This window comes from Metabacillus sp. YM-086, assembly GCF_048059995.1.
Classification (GTDB): Bacteria; Bacillota; Bacilli; order Bacillales; family Bacillaceae; genus Metabacillus; species Metabacillus litoralis_B.
The window spans coordinates 12,716-30,575 of sequence record NZ_JBLUOI010000047.1; the positions used below are offsets into that span (position 1 = coordinate 12,716).

The window sequence follows — 17,860 nt, forward strand, 5'->3', positions numbered from 1 at the left end:
AGATAGTTTCTTGCCCCCTCTTTTTAAGAGGGGTTTTCTTTTTTGTAAAAAGATCGGTATGATGGAATAGATTCGTTTGACGGAAATTTTAAAATAGGTGTGAGTAGATGAATAAAACAGTAAAACTCCAAATAAAATCTAATTTTGTTAATCAATTTCGATCAGGATATCCATTAATCAATAAAGAAGCCATCAAAAATATAAATGCTTTAAAAGAAGAGGGAGCCATTCTCGATTTGTTTGATGAAAACAATCATTTCCTAGCTAAAGGATACTATGGTATACAAAACAAAGGTAGAGGATGGATTTTAACCAATAACCAACAAGAAGCGATTGATCAATCCTTTTTTGAGAATAAATTAAATATAGCTATAAATGCTCGTTCGTCATTTTATCAAGATGAACATACAACAGCTTTTCGGGTTTTTAATGGAGAAGGTGATGGAATTGGTGGATTAACGATTGATCATTATGATGGTTATTACGTAATCACCTGGTATAGTGAAGGAATTTATCACTTTAAAAAAGACATAATGGAAGCCATGAAAAAAGTTGTGGATTTCAAAGGTGTTTATGAAAAGAAGAGATTTGATGTTAAGGGAACATATATTGAGGATGATGACTTTGTTATTGGAGAAAGAGCCAATTTCCCTCTTATTGTGAAAGAAAATGGTATTAAATTTGCCGTTTATTTGAATGAAGGCGCAATGGTCGGCGTATTTTTGGATCAAAAGGATGTCAGAAAAGCCATACGTGATAAGTATGCAAAAGGGAAGCATGTATTAAATACCTTTTCTTATACAGGGGCTTTTTCTGTTGCTGCTGCACTCGGAGGCGCTGTTAAAACAACCAGTGTTGACCTTGCTAACCGAAGCAAAGCAAAAACAATAGAACAATTCAGTGTAAATGAAATTGATTATGAGGCACAAGATATTATAGTAGAGGATGTATTTAACTTCTTTAAATATGCTGTTAGAAAGAAGCTGAATTACGATATGGTCATACTAGATCCTCCTAGCTTTGCCCGCTCTAAAAAACATACATTTAGCGCTGGAAAGGATTATCCTGATTTATTAAAGCAAGCAATTCAAATTACCGCTAAAAAAGGGATTATTGTGGCTTCATCCAACTGTAGTACATTTAGTATGAAGAAATTTAAAGGGTTTATTGATAAGGCTTTTAAAGAAAGTAGAGAAGCTTACACCATTCTTGAGGAATTTAGTTTACCAGCTGATTTTAGAACTTCTCGAGAGTTTAAAGAAGGAAATTATTTAAAAGTAGTTATATTAAGTAAAAATTAATCTTGGCTAACAAGAACCTTTTCTTGTTAGCCAAGTATAGTAAGTAATAAATGAATTTATTATGTTTAGTTAATAATAAGATATGATTTGTATTCTTTTATGATGTCTTCACGTTTACCGAGAAGTGAGCGATATTCTTTTAATAGTTTTGAATTACCTCGATCATGAAACCATTCCGAGAAAGCACGTTCACATTCACTTGAAATGGCTGCTAATTCGTCGTTAATTTCATTCATTTTTTTAATTTGAATTTCCTTAACCATTGGATAACCCACCTTTTCTTAAGTCATAATCATTTCCTATATAAATGCTCAATCGAACACTGTTAGTATGGAGTTTTTTATTGATGCTAGTGGGGTATTACCCTATATTGATGTGATGTAAACATAAAATAGGAAAAAAATAAAGAAGTTGTCATTTTGGAAAGAAATATGGATAGGGATGTCCGCAAATCGACATTTGTTAGGAAGGACTTCTCATCATTTCATGTAGACTTAAAATCTAGTATAAAATTTATAAGAATTAAATAAAAAGAGATGTTCAGGAGCAAAACGAAAAAACCCCCATAAGGAGGTTTTTTCAATATATAGTAAAGGGGGGGATGTAATATTACTATTCCCTTATTAAGAGATTTCTATACATAAAAAGATAAGAAAAAGTTAGAAAGATAATGTATGAGTATGATAAAAAGCAAATCTTGTAGAAATAAAATTATTTCTGGGGAAATATGACGAATGGTTATTTCTCTTCAGGGAAAAAAGGCTATACTTATAATACTGACTTTTTAAATGATAGCTAAAAAGGGAATAATACGATTATTATTACTTTTTAAATAATGAGATCAACTGAATGTGTGTGCACAAACAGTCTAATCATAATAGTTACATAAAGCGGTAAATGTAAAGGAGAGTTACACTTATGACACTAGAGAATTTTTTACAAGAGCTTGAGCCATTTATTCAATCTAATTGGTCAAAAGCAGAATTTGAGAATCCTACGGCGATTCAACTTAAAGCTGTTCCACAAATACTTGAAGGAAAAGACGTGGTTGCCGAATCCCCAACTGGAACAGGGAAAACGTTAGCATATGTACTACCATTATTAAACAAAATTGATGTGAACAGAAAAGCGGCACAAGTTGTGATACTAGCTCCTTCGAGAGAACTTGTTATGCAAATTTTCGACGAAGTAAAGAAATGGTCAGAAGGCAGTGAAATAACTAGTGCTTCCTTTATTGGTGGAGCTAATATAAAAAGACAGGTAGATAAACTAAAAAAGAGCCCACAAATCATTCTTGGGACCCCAGGAAGAATTTATGAATTAATTAAAATGAAAAAATTGAAAATGCATGAAGTAAAGACAATTGTTCTTGATGAAGGAGATCAGCTTTTAATTCCTGAACACAAAAAAACAATACAAGATATTGTGAAAACAACTCTTAATGAAAGACAAGTAGTACTTTTTTCAGCCACTTTAAATGAAAGTACAGAATCGAAAGCAAGAGATCTAATGAAAAAGGATCCTGAGATTATAAAGGTTGGAAAGGAAGAAGTACCAACTGGAAAAGTTGATCATGTTTACCTTGTTTGTGAACAAAGAGAAAAAGCACTCATACTGGAAAAGCTCGTGAAGAATATTCCTATGAAAGCATTAGGATTTGTAAAGGATATTGGTAATTTAAGTGTATTAGGTGAGAAACTCGACTATAAAGGAGTGGATGTTCACCTCTTGCATAGTGACACTAAAAAAGAGGAGAGAGAAGCAGCGTTAAAAAGTCTTCGTACTGAAAAGCAAGGCCTTTTACTTGCAACAGATGTTGCTGCAAGAGGTTTAGATATAGCAGAACTTACTCATGTTATTCATTATGACTTACCATCTACAAGCTCTCAATATGTGCATAGATCTGGAAGAACAGGAAGACAAGGGGCTTCAGGAACTGTTGTTTCAATCGTAACAGAACGGGAAGAAAGGGAGTTAAGGAAGCTGGCAAAGGAGTTAAACATTACTGTAAGAAAAAATGAGCTATATCGAGGAGAATTGGCTGAAGTATAAGAGTAAGAAAAAGGTCTAACACTTGGTTGTTAGATCTTTTTTGATGTTAAGGAAGAAATAAGTTATTCAGAACCTTTTTTATAAAAAATGAAAACACGCCACTCTATATGAGCAACGTGCTTTCTTAGCCTGTTGTTTATTCTGTGATGTAGTAATACTTTATGTTCTAATCTGGTTTGTTATTCATTTTTTAATGAACTAATCCTCTAATTCCATTCGTATATATTTTCTTGTGTTTGGGCCATATATTCCATCATCTGCAAGAGCTGCGTACATTAATTGAAATCTTCTTACTGCATCTTCTGTTCTAGGGCCATATATACCATCAATTGGACCTGGATCAAAGTTGATTTCCTTCAATGCACGTTGAACCTGCCTAACCCCTTCTCCTTCACTTCCACGTCTGAGAATCCCTGATGGTAGAGGGAAATCGGGTGCAGATATTCTTTGTTGATTTACTTGTTGTAATTTAGATAGTGTATTTGGTCCGACTAATCCATCAACAGCTAAATTGAAATCTCTTTGAAATCTCATGACTGCCTTTTCTGTTTCATCACCATAAATTCCATCTGCGCCGAAACGTGGTAAACGGTAACCCGCTCTGATTAGTTGTTGTTGAATATCTCTAACAAATGAGCCAGATTTCCCTTCACCAATTGGTAAGGTAACAGATGTTCCTTTTACTACTGGAGTAGGAGGTGTTTCAGTTTGTTCATTTGGTGGTGCTGCACCATTAAAGTTACTAAGTGCTTCGGATACATCTTCAATAAACATGGACCAAGAAATACCGTTACTACGTAATATCCCAATTGGGTCAGTTCTTCTTGTTGGGTCAAGCGTAGCATGTGCAACAATATCTGAATTAGGATCTAAATTAAATCTGTCACAAAGATAAGCGTGGTACCATATATAGCGATTATATGCTTCTTGAAAATTGATTGTACCTCCATGACATAACTCCACTCCAATTGCAGCACTATTGGCATTTGCACCATATAGCCTGTTATCAGTTGTTACATTTGAACGAACATGATAAGCAATTTCAGTTAAAGGAATGATTTCTAAAATATATTTATCATCAATAAAGGTATGGGCAGAAGCAGATGGTTGCTGAGTATCAAAGTAGTTGCGGTTTCCATAAGCAGTAGAGCCTGGATTGCCTGTATCATGGCTAACAATAAAGCGAACTGTACCAATACGTTGTCCAGAGCGGGAGTTTCCAGTACGAATATAATCCTGTGTAATCTCGTATGCCAACTATTAACACCCCTGTCTTATTTTTATACAAACGACTACATTGCAGTATATGTTAATAGGCATATGATTGTTAACTGAATTAATTTATTCACATTATCCACATAGTGAGTATTAGTTATTTTTAGAATATAAACAGTTATATGTGGATAAAAGAGTATTGTAAATAAAGATACTAACAGGTTTATCCACATTATCCACAGTCTTTGTGTTGGAATATCCACAAATTATCCACGAAAAGAAAAGGAAGTGGAGATTCCCACTTCCTTTTCAGCATACGTATTATAAATTTCTATTAGCGCGTTGTCTTTGATCAGCTGCTTTTGCTCTTGCTTGAGCTTCAATATCGTCTTGGTCAGCTAATTCTCTTGAAAATTCCTCGTCAATCCCATCTCTTTTTAAGTTTTTAGGTGTTTGTGGAAGTGATGAAGAGTTTTTATCTCGTGCTTTATGATTATGTTTATGACCTCTGCCCATAAAAAAGCCCCCCTAAAGATATTGAACAACTTGTTCAAACTTAGGATGGCTTTTTTTCATCATTTCATGTTGGAAGTTAGTGTCTTTGTTTACTTATGTATCCACCAGCTCGATCAGCATTTTTGAACTCACGAGAATATGTTACTTCTTGCATGCTTGAAAGAGTACTTTTTGATTTATCTCTTTTCTTTTTTTCTGATGCCATCATAATCATCCTTCCAAAATGTAGTATTCATGATTAGTTTTGACATCATCAAGTTTATTCATACAGAAGTAGGAAAAAAATACAAAACAGGTGAAATTCATTTGAATTTCACCTGTGGATAATTAAGCTTCCTTAAGTTGTTGTTCTTCAGCCTCAGAAGCATTGTGATATGTGTAAATTGTATACTGGTCTCTTGAAATTTCAAAAAGGTTAAAAATATCTTCGCCGTTATTTATTTGTTCAAGCAAATGTGCTCTTGTTTCATTCGCATTTACTACGTAAGGAAGCTTCTCTGCAGCCTTTGTTGAGCGAATATTTTGTTTGCGAATTCTTAAGAAAATCGTTTCAATATCTAGTTCATAAAAAAGTTCATTGAAAAACGCATCTTTTGCAAGTTTGTTGTAGCCCTTGCCATGATATGGCTTTCCAATCCAGGTTCCTAAGAAACCAGCTTTATCTTGAATATCAAACAAGCTAATTGTGCCGATTGGAGATCCCCATTCATCTAAAATGGTACGTGAAATCAATTCACCTCGTTCTTCAGCCTCAATCGTTTGTTTAGTTAGAAATAAATATTCTTCAAAAGAATTTGCTTTATGACGCACAAAAGGGAAGACTTCTGGGTGAATCATGTGTTCATAAAGTGCTTGACTATCATAAATATCACGTTTTTTTAGCATCTGGACCCCTCCAACCTGAGGGCAGACTCCACGTGATATGGTCGTCTCCACCCTCGAAATTTTTTATGTTGCCTTACATTCAAAAAATTTCGGGGTGGGAATCGAACCCACTAGAACCAGTATTGCTGGTGGCGCACCATTTGCCTTCCCACTACTAGATTTAGTTGTTCATATTTGCATTTCGTTAAGTGAAGACAATGGTGAAATCACTTTTAATGTTACTTCCATGGAGTATAATACGGCATTTTATATGAAAAAGATACTCCTTTTTTGTCGAATTCAAAAAAAAATTTTTGTATCTTAAAATAGTTGTTGATATACTTACCTTTTTTGAGTTTTGGTAAAATATTCTGACAACAATGCATAGTAAATAACACGGTTTAACCCTTTACTAAAGAGCAGTGAAAATAACTGTGTTATCATAAAGAGAATGAGGGGAAAATGATATCGGTATAATATTTCTTTGTCATTTTTTATCTGTTAAATGTGAAAATATCATTGTCCTGTTTTTGCTATTGCACGCAAGTCAAGCTTACTAGCTTTCTTTATAGACAATATTCCCATCAATCATGGTGAGTTCAGGTTTCGCTAAGTAATGAAAAGGATGAGTATTCCAAACCACCAAATCTGCATCCTTACCAATTTCAATACTACCAACCCTATCTGCAACTCTTAAATTACGTGCAGCTGTGATAGTAATTCCTTCTAATGCCTTTTGCTCATTAAACCCTTCTCTAACAGCTAATGCTGCACAAAGATTAAGGTATTGAATCGGGGTATAAGGATGATCGGTTGTTATGGAAACTTCTACACCTCTTTTGGAAAGCTCTTGGTAGGTTGACCAACTTTTGTTTTTTAATTCAATCTTAGACTTTCTAGTTAAAGTAGGTCCAACACAGACTTTGACTCCTTTGCCTACTAATTCTTCAGCAATTAAATGTCCTTCTGTACAATGTTCAATCCGATAATCTAGATTAAATTCTTCTGCGAATCTAATCGCACTCATAATGTCGTCTGCACGATGAGCGTGAATACGAACTGGTATTTCACGTCGCAAGGCCTTTTTTATTGAGATAGAGCGAAAGTCCTCTTTTTCATCACAATACTTTGCCTTGTAGAATGCTTCACGAAGCATCCCCATAATTCCCATTCGGGTAATGGATTCTTTATTCCCGTGGCTATGCATACGCTTCGGATTTTCTCCCAGAGCAATTTTTAAGCCAGCTGTTTCTTGAATAACCATTTTAGAAATATTAATCCCAAATGTCTTAATAACAGAGGTTGTACCACCTATAACGTTAGCACTGCCAGGCATAACATGAGCTGTTGTGATGCCATACTTTATTGCATCCTTGAAGGCTGGGTCTAATGGATGTACTCCATCTAACGCTCTGATATGTGGCGTGAGAGGCTCAATTGTTTCATTAGCATCATTTCCTGCCCAGCCAGTACCTTCATCATAAAGACCTAGGTGTGTATGCACATCAATAAATCCAGGGAAAAGAAATTTGTCTTTACATACAATAATCTCTGCTTCTCCATTTGTTTCTATATTTTTGCCAATCGCGGCTATCTTACCATCTTCAACTAAAACATCTGCCTCATACAAAACTGGTGAAACAACAGGATAAACTGTTGCTTGTTTAAAAAGTGTAGATTTCATAGGTGGCTTCATTCTCTTTCTTTTAAAAATAAGTTTTTATCTTGTGCAGCCTTCAGACAAGGCTGCATTATTGAGATTTTAATATGTCGCTCAACGCTTTATCAAGAGAGGGATATATGAATTGATAATGACTTGTTAAGGCCTTTTCAGGCAACACCCGTTGCCCCTTTAATAGTAAGAGACTCATTTCACCTAATACAGCTTTTAATGCAAATGAAGGAGCTGGTAACCAATGTGGACGTTGTAGTTTTTTTGCAATTGTTTTTCCAAGCTGATTCATTTGAACTGGATTTGGAGCCACTGCATTTACGGGTCCTGTAATCTTTGGTGTGTGGATAATATGGTGGATAAGATGAACCAGGTCACCGATATGAATCCAAGACACCCACTGCCCACCGGAGCCAAGAGGACCTCCTGCAAATATTTTATAAGGCAGAACCATCTTTGGTAGTGCTCCTTCCTCTCCAAGAACAATTCCAAATCTTGTTAATACGGTTCTTACACCAAGCTCGTTCATTTTGTTCGCTTCCTTTTCCCAAACCTCAACAGTCTTTGCTAGGAAATCTGTTCCTTTGGTGGTAGATGTCTCTGTGAAAGTTTGTTCTACAGAGGTACCGTATATTCCAATTGCACTTGCATTTATAAAAACAGACGGTCTTTGTTTAAGGCTATTTATTATAGAATATATGGCTTTAGTAGACTCGACGCGACTATCTACGATCTCTTTTTTTACTTTTTCTGTCCACCTCGTATTAATTGTTTTACCAGCTAAATTAATTACTACATCAACACCTTCCAAAGCGGAAGCTGGATTTGAGCTTTCTGATAACCACTGAACATAATGCAGGTTTTTTTCTGAAGAAGTTCTTTTACTTCGTGTTAAAATATAAACAGAGTATCCTTTGCTTAAAAAATGTTGGGCTAGATGCTTCCCGACAAAGCCGGTTCCACCTGAAATGGCAATTTTCATAAAATCAACTCCTTTTATAAATATGTTAAAGTAACGTATCTCTTTCATTTATACCCTTTCTTTTAAAAATAACCTCATTTGAATGTGTTATAACAAGTTATGAGTAGGTGATTAGCATGGCAATTATTACAAAAATTACTACACAAAAGCAATCTGATGAAAGATACAATATTTTCCTCGATGATGGTACGGGGGAAAAGTATGCTTTTAGCGTTGATCAAGACATTTTAATAAAACATAATCTTCAAAAAGGCAAAGAACTAGATGAATTTGATATCGTTGAGATAAAATATGGTGATGATAGAAAGAAGGCTTATAATAAGGCGTTAGAGTTCCTAAGTTATCGTATGCGCTCAGTTAAAGAAGTAGAGGATCATTTGGCGAAAAAGGAATATCATGAATCGGTAATAAAGGAAGTCATCGCTAAATTAAAAGAATTTAACTATGTAGATGATTTTGAATTTGCACTAGCCTATGTGCGGACCCAGAAGCAAACAAATGGGAAAGGTCCTACTGTATTAACTCGTGAATTGGCTATGAAAGGAATTGGACAATCTATAGTAGAACAGGTCTTGGAGGAATATAATCAAGATGAGCAGATTGAAGAGGCCGTTGCTCATGCTGAAAAACTTTTGAAAAAAAATAATAAACTTTCAACGATTCAGCTTAAGCAAAAAATCGAGCAGCATCTACTAAGAAAAGGGTTTTCCTATAATATCATTTCAACTGCGTTAGAGGAAGTCGACTATGAGCAAGATGAATCTGAAGAGTGGTTAGCGTTAGTTAAGCATGCGGAAAAGGCTCAGAAAAAATATCAAAATGAAGATCCTTATCACTACAAAATGAAAATGAAGCAGTTTTTATATAGAAAAGGTTTTGCGATAGAATTAATTGAAAAGTTTTTAAGTGAATAATTAGAGCAAGGGGAAATGGTTGTGAATACTAAGCGTTATAGTGAAATGACTGAATATGAATTAAAAAGTGAAATTGCAACATTAAAGGAAAAAGCAAGGAAAGCAGAGCAGTTAGGGATTGTTAATGAGTTTGCTGTTTTAGAACGGAAAATTACTATGGCAAAATCATATCTTCTAGATCCAAATGAATTTAAGTCTGAAGAAGTTTATGAAATTGATGGTGCACCTGGTGAATTCTTTAAAATAAATTATATGAATGGAATCTTTGCATGGGGGTATCGGTTGGCTTCACCAGAACATGAAGAAGCTCTGCCAATATCAATGTTATTAAAGGGCTGACAATACTTGTCAGCCCCATTCACTGTTTGATTAAAAAATATGATTGTGTTTATTAAGAATAAGGATTTTCACGTCGACCAGATGCTCTCATTCGTTCTTGTGGATGAGTATTGATCGTGCCGTTTGCTCGCTTAGATGCAAACTCATCCTTCGCTCTTGGTTCGCCTTCAAATTTGTTGTTATTCATATTTGGGAATCCTGATTCTTTGTTACGCAACACAATCCCCTCCATTCATCATTTGCTTCAATCATTGAAGCGTATTTATAGTATGGGTCCTATAGAGCCTAAATATTAGTAACGAATCCTACCTAGAGGTGATAATAATGGAAGAATACTTTGAGCGGTTAACAAATGAGTTATTAAGTAAAAACAATAGCCTTTCGTATGCACAAGCAAGAACATGGGTGGAGCTGTTATGGGAAGATTTCGAATCTACCCAAGCAAAGGCAGGTAGAACTTACAAAGGAAAAGAAATGACCGAACAGGTTGTTAGACAGTTAATTACCCATTATGGCGACAAACTTCACGATTTCATAGCAACAAACCCTAAATATAGTCACTTATTGAACAATGATGATTATCTAAAGCATTAATTAAACGTTTGTTTAAATAAGAAAGGCTGACATGATGTCAGCCTTTCAATCGTTATTCAGGTATAAGCTCCAATTTTTTTCGTAATTTTTCTTCACTAAAAATCCAGCCAGTATAGGAGCTGACGATATTTAAGTCTTGATCAAGCTGAACAATTGCTACAAAGGGATAATACCCTTTACTTCGATATCGTAAATCAATAAACCTTACCTCATAATGATCAGTAAATTCATCAACCTCCCAACGATACACAGGAGAAAAAGATAAAAAGGCAGAAATATTATCATCTTCTTCAGCAGCCTTTATCACATCAGTCTGCGGTACAGGTACACGTTCAAATTCATCTAAAATAATGATTTCTTCATTAACAGATCTGGCAACGTGAAAGTTTTTATCCGTCATAATGGCAATATGCCATTGTCTGAACCTCATTGTAGGTGAAATAATGATTTGTTCTATATTTGGGATGAGCTTATGCAATCGGTGGATAATATTTCTTTGCATGCTAAAACGAATGATATAATAGGCAATCAATATGGCATAAACAGTTAGAAAGGTGAAGCCTGGATGACCACCTAACACCCAAATAATGATTCCTACTACATGTGTAAAAAAGATAAACGGATCAAATGTATTGATAATTCCAAGGGCAATCCACTTTTTTGAAAATGGACGGAGTGCCTGTGTTCCGTACGCATTAAATATATCCACAAAAACGTGCAGAACAATAGCGAGTAAGGTCCAAAGATACAAATGGAGTAAATTACTCTCAGGAATAAAAATTGTTAACAATCCAGTAATTAAAAATGACCATAGTAAGATAGCAGGAATGGAGTGGGTAATCCCTCTATGGTTTCTTATATATTTTGCATTGTTTCTAAGCTTTAATATTGTATCAAGATCAGGAGCTTGTGATCCGATAATTGTTCCGAACATAACAGCTTGTGCAGTTGGGTTATCTATTCCAACTGCGGGATCGAGAGTGGCTAAGCCACCTAAGGCTATTCCCATAACCACATGAGTTCCTGTATCCAAAATCATGTACCTCCTTGTAATGGCTCAAGAGGAAGATCTCTTTGAGAGAAAAATCCTTAAAGATTCCTTGAATTTATATGTGACAAAATTGTCCAATGTGAATAATTCTCTTGATTTTTAAATTCGTTATATAATAATAAGTCTTGTCCTACATTTAGGGAGAGAGCCTCTAATAAATAGTCTTATTATTATCTTTTCCCGAATAACCTGTAATTTAACATCTGGAGGAAAAATCTAATGGTAAATGAACTACAAAATAAATTAAAAGATTTTTCGATTCAAGAATTTCAACAAGATTTGATCACCTGGTATTTAGCTGAAAAAAGGGATTTACCTTGGCGTAAAGACCAAGATCCATATAAAATTTGGGTGTCAGAGATTATGCTTCAGCAAACAAGAGTAGATACTGTTATTCCATATTTTAATGCATTTATCGATAAATTTCCTACAATAGAAGCATTGGCTGCTGCAAATGAGGAAGAAGTATTAAAGGCCTGGGAAGGACTTGGGTATTACTCGAGGGTTAGAAACCTTCATGCAGCTGTTAAAGAAGTGAATGAATCTTATTCGGGTATTGTCCCAAATACTTCTGAAGAAATTTCTAAGCTAAAAGGAGTAGGTCCTTATACAAAAGGAGCAATTCTTAGTATTGCCTATAATATTCCAGAACCAGCTGTCGACGGTAATGTGATGAGAGTTTTCTCGAGAATTTTATCGATTTGGGAAGATATTGCAAAACCGAAAACAAGGAAGATTTTTGATGAGGCAACTTATCAGATAATATCAAAGGAAGATCCCTCATCATTCAACCAAGCAGTGATGGAGCTAGGTGCACTAATCTGCACACCAACTTCCCCTTCATGTCTTTTATGTCCTGTTAGGGAACATTGCTCTGCTTTTGAAGAAGGGGTTCAAGCAGAACTGCCGATTAAAAGTAAGAAAAAGAAACCAAAACCGCTTCAAATGGCGGCAGCTGTTTTATATGATCATGATGGAAGATTATATATTCATAAAAGGTCATCTACAGGCTTGTTAGCTAACCTTTGGGAATATCCAAATATGGAAGTTCAACAAGAAGCAGGTAATACTTATAGGAAGCAACTCCAAGAGTTTTTACTTTCAACTTATGGTGCAGATGTTGAACTTTCAGAGTTATCTGGTACTGTAGAGCATGTTTTTTCGCATTTAATTTGGAATATATCTATTTATATTGGGAAAGTGAACAACATTCCAAATGACCAACTTATTGCTGTAACAGAAAAAGAGCTAGAAAAGTATGCCTTTCCTGTATCACATCAAAAAATTTATAAGATATACCTTGGGTCTGACAAATCTTAGTCAGACCCGAAAGGTTTTAATCATATTGAACTCTTGTTCCATGAGTATAATCAGCTTCATTTCTTTTTAAGCCACCACGAGCTTCAATTTCTTCAATAATTTCGCGGTGAATGGTTTGTCCTTCAACATTAAGATAAGGAACCATTTGTTGAAGAGAATGGTGGAAGTGGGCAAGTTCTTCTTTTTTCCACTCTTTCTTTGACATCATCGATAATTCAGTCATATCACGACCAACATACATAAACATCCTCCTCTAATTGACGAGATGTGTTCGATTGAAGCAAGACTTCTATCTCATAGAAGTTTCATTATATTATCTGATACAATAATAACATCTATTCGATTGTTTAATTTTAAGGAGTTGACAAAATGACCCAAGAAAATAAAGTAGCACTTATTACAGGTAGTAGTAGAGGGATTGGAAAAGCAGTAGCCATTCGTTTGGCAGAAAAAGGTTATAACATTGTTGTGAACTATGCACGAAGCAAAACAGCTGCATTAGAGGTAGTTGAACAAATTGAAAAATTGGGTGTAAAAGCTATTGCGGTTAAGGCTAATGTAGGAAAGCCGGAAAAAATAAAAGAGTTATTTTCACAAATTGATGAGGAATTTGGCAGACTTGATGTATTTGTAAATAATGCAGCATCAGGTGTTCAAAAGCCTGCAATGGAATTAGAAGAAAGTCATTGGGATTGGACAATGAACATTAATAGTAAAGCTCTTCTTTTCTGTGCACAAGAAGCGGCTAAGCTAATGGAGAGAAATGGTGGGGGCTTCATTGTTAGTACAAGCTCACTTGGCTCGATTAGATATTTGGAAAACTACACAACAGTTGGTGTTTCGAAAGCAGCATTAGAAGCTCTTACAAGATATTTAGCTGTTGAATTATCTCCGAAAAACATTATTGTTAATGCCGTTTCAGGTGGAGCTGTTGACACAGATGCTTTAAAGCATTTCCCGAATCGTAATGAGCTATTGGAGGATGCTAGGGAGAATACTCCAGCAGGAAGAATGGTTGAAATAGAAGATATGGTTAATGCTATTGAGTTTTTATTAACGGACAAAGCGTCGATGATCAGAGGTCAAACTCTTATTGTTGATGGGGGGCGCTCTTTACTCGTTTAGGCTGAAACGTGTGCCCTAAAAGCGAGATTTTAAGTAAAAATTTAATTTTAATTTTTTTTGAAATATGTTGGATATTAAATTCACCTCTAGGACAATCTATATTTCGTGGAGGTGATATCGAATGGCACAAAACAATTTCCAAGCTGGTAAAACAGCATCAGGGACTAACATCCAACATGTAAAACAACAAAACGCTCAAAGTGCACAAGGTGGCCAAGCTGGTGCAGGTCAATTTGGTACTGAATTTGCGAGCGAAACTAACGTACAACAAGTAAAACAACAAAACCAACAAGCTGAAGCTAACAAAAACCAAAACTCTTAATTAGCTAAGGCTCTAAGACACCTTTCCCACAGTGTGGAGAGGTGTCTTTTCTTTTGTGCTTAAGCTAGGAAGGCTTCAGATCATCGGGGATGATTTTTTCTAAAACGACAAAAGTTTCGGTTCCTCTACATAACTAGTCAAAGGATCAAAAAAATTTATGAAGAATTTAATATACACAAGTGATTATGAGTCTCTATTGAAAGGAGAATAAACATGAATTTTGATCAACTAGTAGGTGAGCAATTAAAAACCATGGATAAATTATTATATCTACAGTCAGAAATTGAAAGATGTCAGGATATAAAAACCCAACTAGCTGCCCTACAAGACGAAGCTAAACTCCAATCCATTCATGATGAAATCGCACAAATGAAAGAAGAATTAAATAAAATTCAACAAGTCTTTGAAAGACAAACAGAAGAGGTTATTCAATCTTACGAAGATCAAAAGTTTGAGACTGTTTCATGATCTTAATAAAATAATTAACTCCGATTCCGGCATTTATTTATGCTGGATTTTTTATTGCTTCTGGAGGGGAGAGGAGTGTTGTTCATCGGGTGTATGAACGACAAAACAAAGGCGAAAAGGGAGAGGAGTGTCGTTCATCGTGTGTATGAACGACAAAACAAAGGCGAAAAGGGAGAGGAGTGTCGTTCATCGGGTGTATGAACGACAAAACGACTGCGAAAAGGGAGAGGAGTGTCGTTCATCGGGTGTATGAACGACAAAACAAAGGCGAAGGGAGAGGAGTGTCGTTCATCGGGTGTATGAACGACAAAACGAAGGCGAAAAGGGAGAGGAGTGTCGTTCATCAGGTGTATGAACGACAAAACGAAGGCGAAAAGGGAGAGGAGTGTCGTTCATCAGGTGTATGAACGACAAAACGAAGACGAGAAGGGAGAGGAGTGTCGTTCATCAAGTGTATGAACGGCAAAAACTGAAAATGAATAAGCCTTATTAGAAAAATAAAGCTTTCCAGCTACTCCTTAGCATACTAATACGAACCTGAAAAGCAGTATATCACCTTACAGTTATAACTCTTTTATTTTCCTTTTTCCCTGACAAACGTTATAATGAAAGGAACTATATAAGGTAAAGACGTTGTGAAATAGATTTCACGAAGCAACCAATCGAAAGAAGGGGAGAAAAGTGGGCTTTCCCAGGGAAGGAGACAAAATTCAAATTCATAGTTATAAACATAATGGCTACATTCATAGAGTCTGGGAAGAATCAACTGTATTAAAGGGTTCTCAGCACTGTATCATTGGTGGGAATGACAGAACAATTGTTACGGAATCAGACGGTAGAACATGGGTGACAAGAGAGCCGGCGATCTGCTACTTTCATGCCAGACATTGGTTTAATATTATAGGTATGCTTAGAGAAGATGGAGTATATTATTACTGTAATATTAGCTCGCCTTTTGTATGGGATGATGAAGCTTTGAAGTATATTGACTATGATCTTGATGTGAAGGTTTATCCAGATATGACATATACGATTTTGGATGAAGATGAATATGAACAGCATAGTAAGCTAATGAATTATCCAGAAGTTATTGATCTCATCTTAAGAAAAAACCTCGAAACATTACTTCGTTGGATTCGACAGAAAAAAGGTCCGTTTGCACCTGAATTTATTGACGAGTGGTATGAACGATATTTAACATACGTAAAATAGTAAATGTAATAAGGGTGACTCATAGGGTCAGCCTTTTTAATTATTGTAAAACGATTCATATTGAGCTGGATGAAAGAGTATCAATGCAAGTAAGACATAATGTGACCAGCTTTAGTCGTGAACCGAATGTTTGGCTTTAGAGTAGAAACGGGGGATTTTTTTGGGGGTAGTTAAACGATACTTGGCTTTTGTAAAGCCTTATCGTCTACAAATTATAGGGACGATTATTATTGGAGTTATTAAGTTTTCTATTCCGTTATTATTGCCGCTGTTAATTAGGCATGTTGTGGATAATATCATTGGCGGGAACGGCACAGAAGCAGAAAAAACAAAAGAATTATTAACCATTATGGGCTTTATGTTTGTTTTATTTGTTGTCATTCGTCCACCAGTCGAGTACTATCGGCAATACTATGCACAATGGACGGCAAGTAAAATTTTATATGATATAAGAGATCAGCTTTTCACCCATCTTCAAAAGTTAAGTTTGCGATATTATGCCAATACAAGGGCTGGAGAAATTATTTCACGGGTTATAAATGATGTAGAACAAACAAAGAATTTCGTCATAACAGGCTTGATGAATGTTTGGCTTGATGTTGTGACGATCATTATTGCTGTTGGTATTATGTTTTCAATGAATGTTAAGCTAACATTGGTTTCTATTGTTCTTTTTCCGCTTTATGGTTTGTCTGTTAAATACTTTTACGGAAGATTACGACACTTAACAAGAGTTCGCTCACAGGCTCTTGCAGAAGTTCAGGGGCATTTACATGAACGTGTTCAGGGTATGCCTGTTATACGTAGCTTTGCAACGGAGGACTTTGAGCAGAAGCAGTTCGCGAAGGAAAATGCCAATTTTCTTGAAAAAGCTCTTACCCATACTAGCTGGAATGCCAAAACCTTTTCCATAGTTAACACGTTAACTGATATTGCACCGTTAATTGTTATCACTTTTGCTGGGTATCAAGTTATTCAAGGGCAATTAACAATAGGAACAATGGTTGCGTTTATCGCTTACATTGAACAATTATATAATCCGTTACGCAGGCTAATTAATTCTTCAACCACTTTAACTCAGGCCTTTGCCTCTATGGATCGCGTGTTTGAATTTATTGATGTGCCGTATGAAGTGGTGGATAAACCAAATGCTAAAAAGGCAGATGGAGTTAAAGGTGAAATTGAATTTCAGAATATATCCTTCCGCTATCAGGAAGATGAAGCGCTTATTATTGAAGGGTTATCTTTGAAGGTGAAAAAAGGTGAAACGCTTGCACTTGTTGGGATGAGTGGAGGAGGTAAATCAACTCTTGTTAGCTTACTTCCACGTTTTTATGATGTAACAGGTGGAAGTATTTTACTTGATGGAATTGATATTAGAGATTATGAGGCGCAAAGTCTCAGAGAACAAATTGGAATGGTGCTTCAGGATACATTCTTGTTTAGTAATACTGTGAGAGAGAATATTCTGATCGGTAAGCCTGGGGCATCTGAAGAGGAGATTATTGCAGCAGCAAAAGCAGCCAATGCTCATGACTTTATTACAAAGTTGCCGAACGGGTATGATACTAAAGTTGGTGAAAGAGGAGTTAAATTATCCGGTGGACAAAAGCAGAGGGTATCCATTGCGAGGGTGTTTTTGAAAAATCCACCAATTCTTATTTTAGATGAAGCTACCTCAGCGCTTGATTTAGAAAGTGAGCACCTTATTCAAGAAGCACTTGAGAACCTTGCGAAAGAACGTACAACCTTTATTGTTGCGCATCGCCTGTCAACAATTACTCATTCTGACAAAATTGTCGTGATTGAGGATGGTAACGTGTTAGAAGAAGGAACACATCAAGAGTTGATGGATAAGCAAAGTCACTACTATAAATTATTTCAAATACAACAGTTAGATTAGTGAAAGCACA

The 17,860-nt window shown here is 35.6% G+C and carries 21 protein-coding genes and 1 pseudogene; 11 read left to right on the top strand and 11 right to left on the bottom strand.

What is annotated here, in order from left to right; genetic code table 11:
* Positions 1-107: 107 nt before the first annotated feature.
* Positions 108-1,301 carry a class I SAM-dependent rRNA methyltransferase gene (locus ACEWK1_RS18240; RefSeq protein ID WP_212138739.1) on the top strand — a complete coding sequence of 398 codons (1,194 nt, stop codon included), beginning with the start codon at positions 108-110 and terminating at the stop codon, positions 1,299-1,301.
* 65 nt (positions 1,302-1,366) lie between these two features.
* On the opposite strand, the gene ACEWK1_RS18245 is transcribed toward ACEWK1_RS18240, so the two are convergent.
* Positions 1,367-1,564: a hypothetical protein gene (locus ACEWK1_RS18245; protein ID WP_098798571.1), complete on the bottom strand. Its 198-nt coding sequence runs from the start codon at positions 1,562-1,564 to the stop codon at positions 1,367-1,369.
* 655 nt (positions 1,565-2,219) lie between these two features.
* Between ACEWK1_RS18245 and ACEWK1_RS18250 the strand changes: the two genes are divergently transcribed.
* Positions 2,220-3,353 (top strand): DEAD/DEAH box helicase, encoded by a 1,134-nt coding sequence (locus ACEWK1_RS18250; RefSeq protein ID WP_121664469.1) that lies wholly within the window; start codon positions 2,220-2,222, stop codon positions 3,351-3,353.
* A gap of 198 nt (positions 3,354-3,551) precedes the next feature.
* Here the strand turns inward: ACEWK1_RS18250 and ACEWK1_RS18255 are convergent, their stop codons facing one another.
* The 7 genes and pseudogenes from ACEWK1_RS18255 to ACEWK1_RS18285 form a co-directional block, all read right to left on the bottom strand.
* Positions 3,552-4,010: a peptidoglycan-binding domain-containing protein gene (locus ACEWK1_RS18255; protein ID WP_373995131.1), complete on the bottom strand. Its 459-nt coding sequence runs from the start codon at positions 4,008-4,010 to the stop codon at positions 3,552-3,554.
* A 78-nt stretch (positions 4,011-4,088) separates the two neighbouring features.
* Positions 4,089-4,610, bottom strand: a pseudogene (locus ACEWK1_RS18260) (N-acetylmuramoyl-L-alanine amidase family protein); the annotation flags it as partial.
* A 279-nt stretch (positions 4,611-4,889) separates the two neighbouring features.
* Positions 4,890-5,084, bottom strand: coding sequence for a YfhD family protein (locus ACEWK1_RS18265; RefSeq protein WP_121664471.1), 195 nt, complete (start codon positions 5,082-5,084; stop codon positions 4,890-4,892).
* A gap of 76 nt (positions 5,085-5,160) precedes the next feature.
* A complete protein-coding gene (locus ACEWK1_RS18270; protein WP_098798575.1) occupies positions 5,161-5,289 on the bottom strand; it encodes a YfhE family protein in 129 nt (42 codons plus the stop codon).
* Positions 5,290-5,411: 122 nt separating this feature from the next.
* Positions 5,412-5,969 carry a GNAT family N-acetyltransferase gene (locus tag ACEWK1_RS18275; RefSeq protein ID WP_121664472.1) on the bottom strand — a complete coding sequence of 186 codons (558 nt, stop codon included), beginning with the start codon at positions 5,967-5,969 and terminating at the stop codon, positions 5,412-5,414.
* Positions 5,970-6,504: 535 nt separating this feature from the next.
* Positions 6,505-7,632: an amidohydrolase gene (locus tag ACEWK1_RS18280; protein WP_121664473.1), complete on the bottom strand. Its 1,128-nt coding sequence runs from the start codon at positions 7,630-7,632 to the stop codon at positions 6,505-6,507.
* A gap of 67 nt (positions 7,633-7,699) precedes the next feature.
* A complete protein-coding gene (locus tag ACEWK1_RS18285; RefSeq protein ID WP_212138740.1) occupies positions 7,700-8,602 on the bottom strand; it encodes a TIGR01777 family oxidoreductase in 903 nt (300 codons plus the stop codon).
* 116 nt (positions 8,603-8,718) lie between these two features.
* Here ACEWK1_RS18285 and recX point away from each other — a divergent pair, with 116 nt between their 5' ends.
* Together recX and ACEWK1_RS18295 are read left to right on the top strand one after the other, a co-directional pair.
* On the top strand, positions 8,719-9,516 hold the full coding sequence (recX, locus tag ACEWK1_RS18290; protein WP_121664475.1) for a recombination regulator RecX: 798 nt from the start codon (positions 8,719-8,721) through the stop codon (positions 9,514-9,516).
* A gap of 21 nt (positions 9,517-9,537) precedes the next feature.
* Positions 9,538-9,855, top strand: a complete 318-nt coding sequence (locus tag ACEWK1_RS18295; protein WP_396653938.1) for a YfhH family protein — start codon at positions 9,538-9,540, stop codon at positions 9,853-9,855.
* Between the two features lie 52 nt (positions 9,856-9,907).
* On the opposite strand, the gene ACEWK1_RS18300 is transcribed toward ACEWK1_RS18295, so the two are convergent.
* Positions 9,908-10,072: a small, acid-soluble spore protein K gene (locus ACEWK1_RS18300; RefSeq protein ID WP_121664477.1), complete on the bottom strand. Its 165-nt coding sequence runs from the start codon at positions 10,070-10,072 to the stop codon at positions 9,908-9,910.
* A gap of 107 nt (positions 10,073-10,179) precedes the next feature.
* Here ACEWK1_RS18300 and ACEWK1_RS18305 point away from each other — a divergent pair, with 107 nt between their 5' ends.
* A complete protein-coding gene (locus tag ACEWK1_RS18305; protein WP_121664478.1) occupies positions 10,180-10,449 on the top strand; it encodes a YfhJ family protein in 270 nt (89 codons plus the stop codon).
* Between the two features lie 52 nt (positions 10,450-10,501).
* Here the strand turns inward: ACEWK1_RS18305 and ACEWK1_RS18310 are convergent, their stop codons facing one another.
* Positions 10,502-11,482: a metal-dependent hydrolase gene (locus tag ACEWK1_RS18310; RefSeq protein ID WP_121664479.1), complete on the bottom strand. Its 981-nt coding sequence runs from the start codon at positions 11,480-11,482 to the stop codon at positions 10,502-10,504.
* A gap of 237 nt (positions 11,483-11,719) precedes the next feature.
* On the opposite strand from ACEWK1_RS18310, the gene mutY reads away from it, so the two are divergent.
* Positions 11,720-12,820: an A/G-specific adenine glycosylase gene (mutY, locus tag ACEWK1_RS18315; protein ID WP_212138742.1), complete on the top strand. Its 1,101-nt coding sequence runs from the start codon at positions 11,720-11,722 to the stop codon at positions 12,818-12,820.
* A 16-nt stretch (positions 12,821-12,836) separates the two neighbouring features.
* Here the strand turns inward: mutY and ACEWK1_RS18320 are convergent, their stop codons facing one another.
* On the bottom strand, positions 12,837-13,061 hold the full coding sequence (locus tag ACEWK1_RS18320) for a hypothetical protein (protein ID WP_098798584.1): 225 nt from the start codon (positions 13,059-13,061) through the stop codon (positions 12,837-12,839).
* A 128-nt stretch (positions 13,062-13,189) separates the two neighbouring features.
* Here ACEWK1_RS18320 and fabL point away from each other — a divergent pair, with 128 nt between their 5' ends.
* From fabL to ACEWK1_RS18345, 5 genes are all read left to right on the top strand, one after another.
* Positions 13,190-13,945 (top strand): enoyl-[acyl-carrier-protein] reductase FabL, encoded by a 756-nt coding sequence (gene fabL / locus ACEWK1_RS18325; protein ID WP_121664481.1) that lies wholly within the window; start codon positions 13,190-13,192, stop codon positions 13,943-13,945.
* A 121-nt stretch (positions 13,946-14,066) separates the two neighbouring features.
* Positions 14,067-14,267, top strand: a complete 201-nt coding sequence (locus tag ACEWK1_RS18330) for a gamma-type small acid-soluble spore protein (RefSeq protein ID WP_121664482.1) — start codon at positions 14,067-14,069, stop codon at positions 14,265-14,267.
* 213 nt (positions 14,268-14,480) lie between these two features.
* Complete coding sequence (locus ACEWK1_RS18335) at positions 14,481-14,735, top strand: YgaB family protein (RefSeq protein WP_098798587.1); 255 nt, start codon at positions 14,481-14,483, stop codon at positions 14,733-14,735.
* A 681-nt stretch (positions 14,736-15,416) separates the two neighbouring features.
* Positions 15,417-15,947, top strand: a complete 531-nt coding sequence (locus ACEWK1_RS18340) for a DUF402 domain-containing protein (RefSeq protein ID WP_121664483.1) — start codon at positions 15,417-15,419, stop codon at positions 15,945-15,947.
* Between the two features lie 160 nt (positions 15,948-16,107).
* The gene (locus tag ACEWK1_RS18345; protein WP_212138743.1) at positions 16,108-17,850 is read left to right on the top strand and encodes an ABC transporter ATP-binding protein; all 1,743 of its coding nucleotides are present in this window, start codon (positions 16,108-16,110) and stop codon (positions 17,848-17,850) included.
* Positions 17,851-17,860 lie beyond the last annotated feature (10 nt).

Excerpts from the sequence above, each read along its gene's own strand:
- ACEWK1_RS18250 (WP_121664469.1), top strand. The coding sequence starts at position 2,220 with ATGACACTAGAGAATTTTTTACAAGAGCTTGAGCCATTTATTCAATCT.
- recX (WP_121664475.1), top strand. The coding sequence starts at position 8,719 with ATGGCAATTATTACAAAAATTACTACACAAAAGCAATCTGATGAAAGA.
- ACEWK1_RS18320 (WP_098798584.1), bottom strand. The coding sequence starts at position 13,061 with ATGTATGTTGGTCGTGATATGACTGAATTATCGATGATGTCAAAGAAA.
- ACEWK1_RS18270 (WP_098798575.1), bottom strand. The coding sequence starts at position 5,289 with ATGGCATCAGAAAAAAAGAAAAGAGATAAATCAAAAAGTACTCTTTCA.
- ACEWK1_RS18305 (WP_121664478.1), top strand. The coding sequence starts at position 10,180 with ATGGAAGAATACTTTGAGCGGTTAACAAATGAGTTATTAAGTAAAAAC.
- ACEWK1_RS18330 (WP_121664482.1), top strand. The coding sequence starts at position 14,067 with ATGGCACAAAACAATTTCCAAGCTGGTAAAACAGCATCAGGGACTAAC.
- ACEWK1_RS18275 (WP_121664472.1), bottom strand. The coding sequence starts at position 5,969 with ATGCTAAAAAAACGTGATATTTATGATAGTCAAGCACTTTATGAACAC.
- ACEWK1_RS18285 (WP_212138740.1), bottom strand. The coding sequence starts at position 8,602 with ATGAAAATTGCCATTTCAGGTGGAACCGGCTTTGTCGGGAAGCATCTA.
- ACEWK1_RS18280 (WP_121664473.1), bottom strand. The coding sequence starts at position 7,632 with ATGAAATCTACACTTTTTAAACAAGCAACAGTTTATCCTGTTGTTTCA.
- ACEWK1_RS18240 (WP_212138739.1), top strand. The coding sequence starts at position 108 with ATGAATAAAACAGTAAAACTCCAAATAAAATCTAATTTTGTTAATCAA.
- fabL (WP_121664481.1), top strand. The coding sequence starts at position 13,190 with ATGACCCAAGAAAATAAAGTAGCACTTATTACAGGTAGTAGTAGAGGG.
- mutY (WP_212138742.1), top strand. The coding sequence starts at position 11,720 with ATGGTAAATGAACTACAAAATAAATTAAAAGATTTTTCGATTCAAGAA.
- ACEWK1_RS18245 (WP_098798571.1), bottom strand. The coding sequence starts at position 1,564 with ATGGTTAAGGAAATTCAAATTAAAAAAATGAATGAAATTAACGACGAA.
- ACEWK1_RS18265 (WP_121664471.1), bottom strand. The coding sequence starts at position 5,084 with ATGGGCAGAGGTCATAAACATAATCATAAAGCACGAGATAAAAACTCT.
- ACEWK1_RS18335 (WP_098798587.1), top strand. The coding sequence starts at position 14,481 with ATGAATTTTGATCAACTAGTAGGTGAGCAATTAAAAACCATGGATAAA.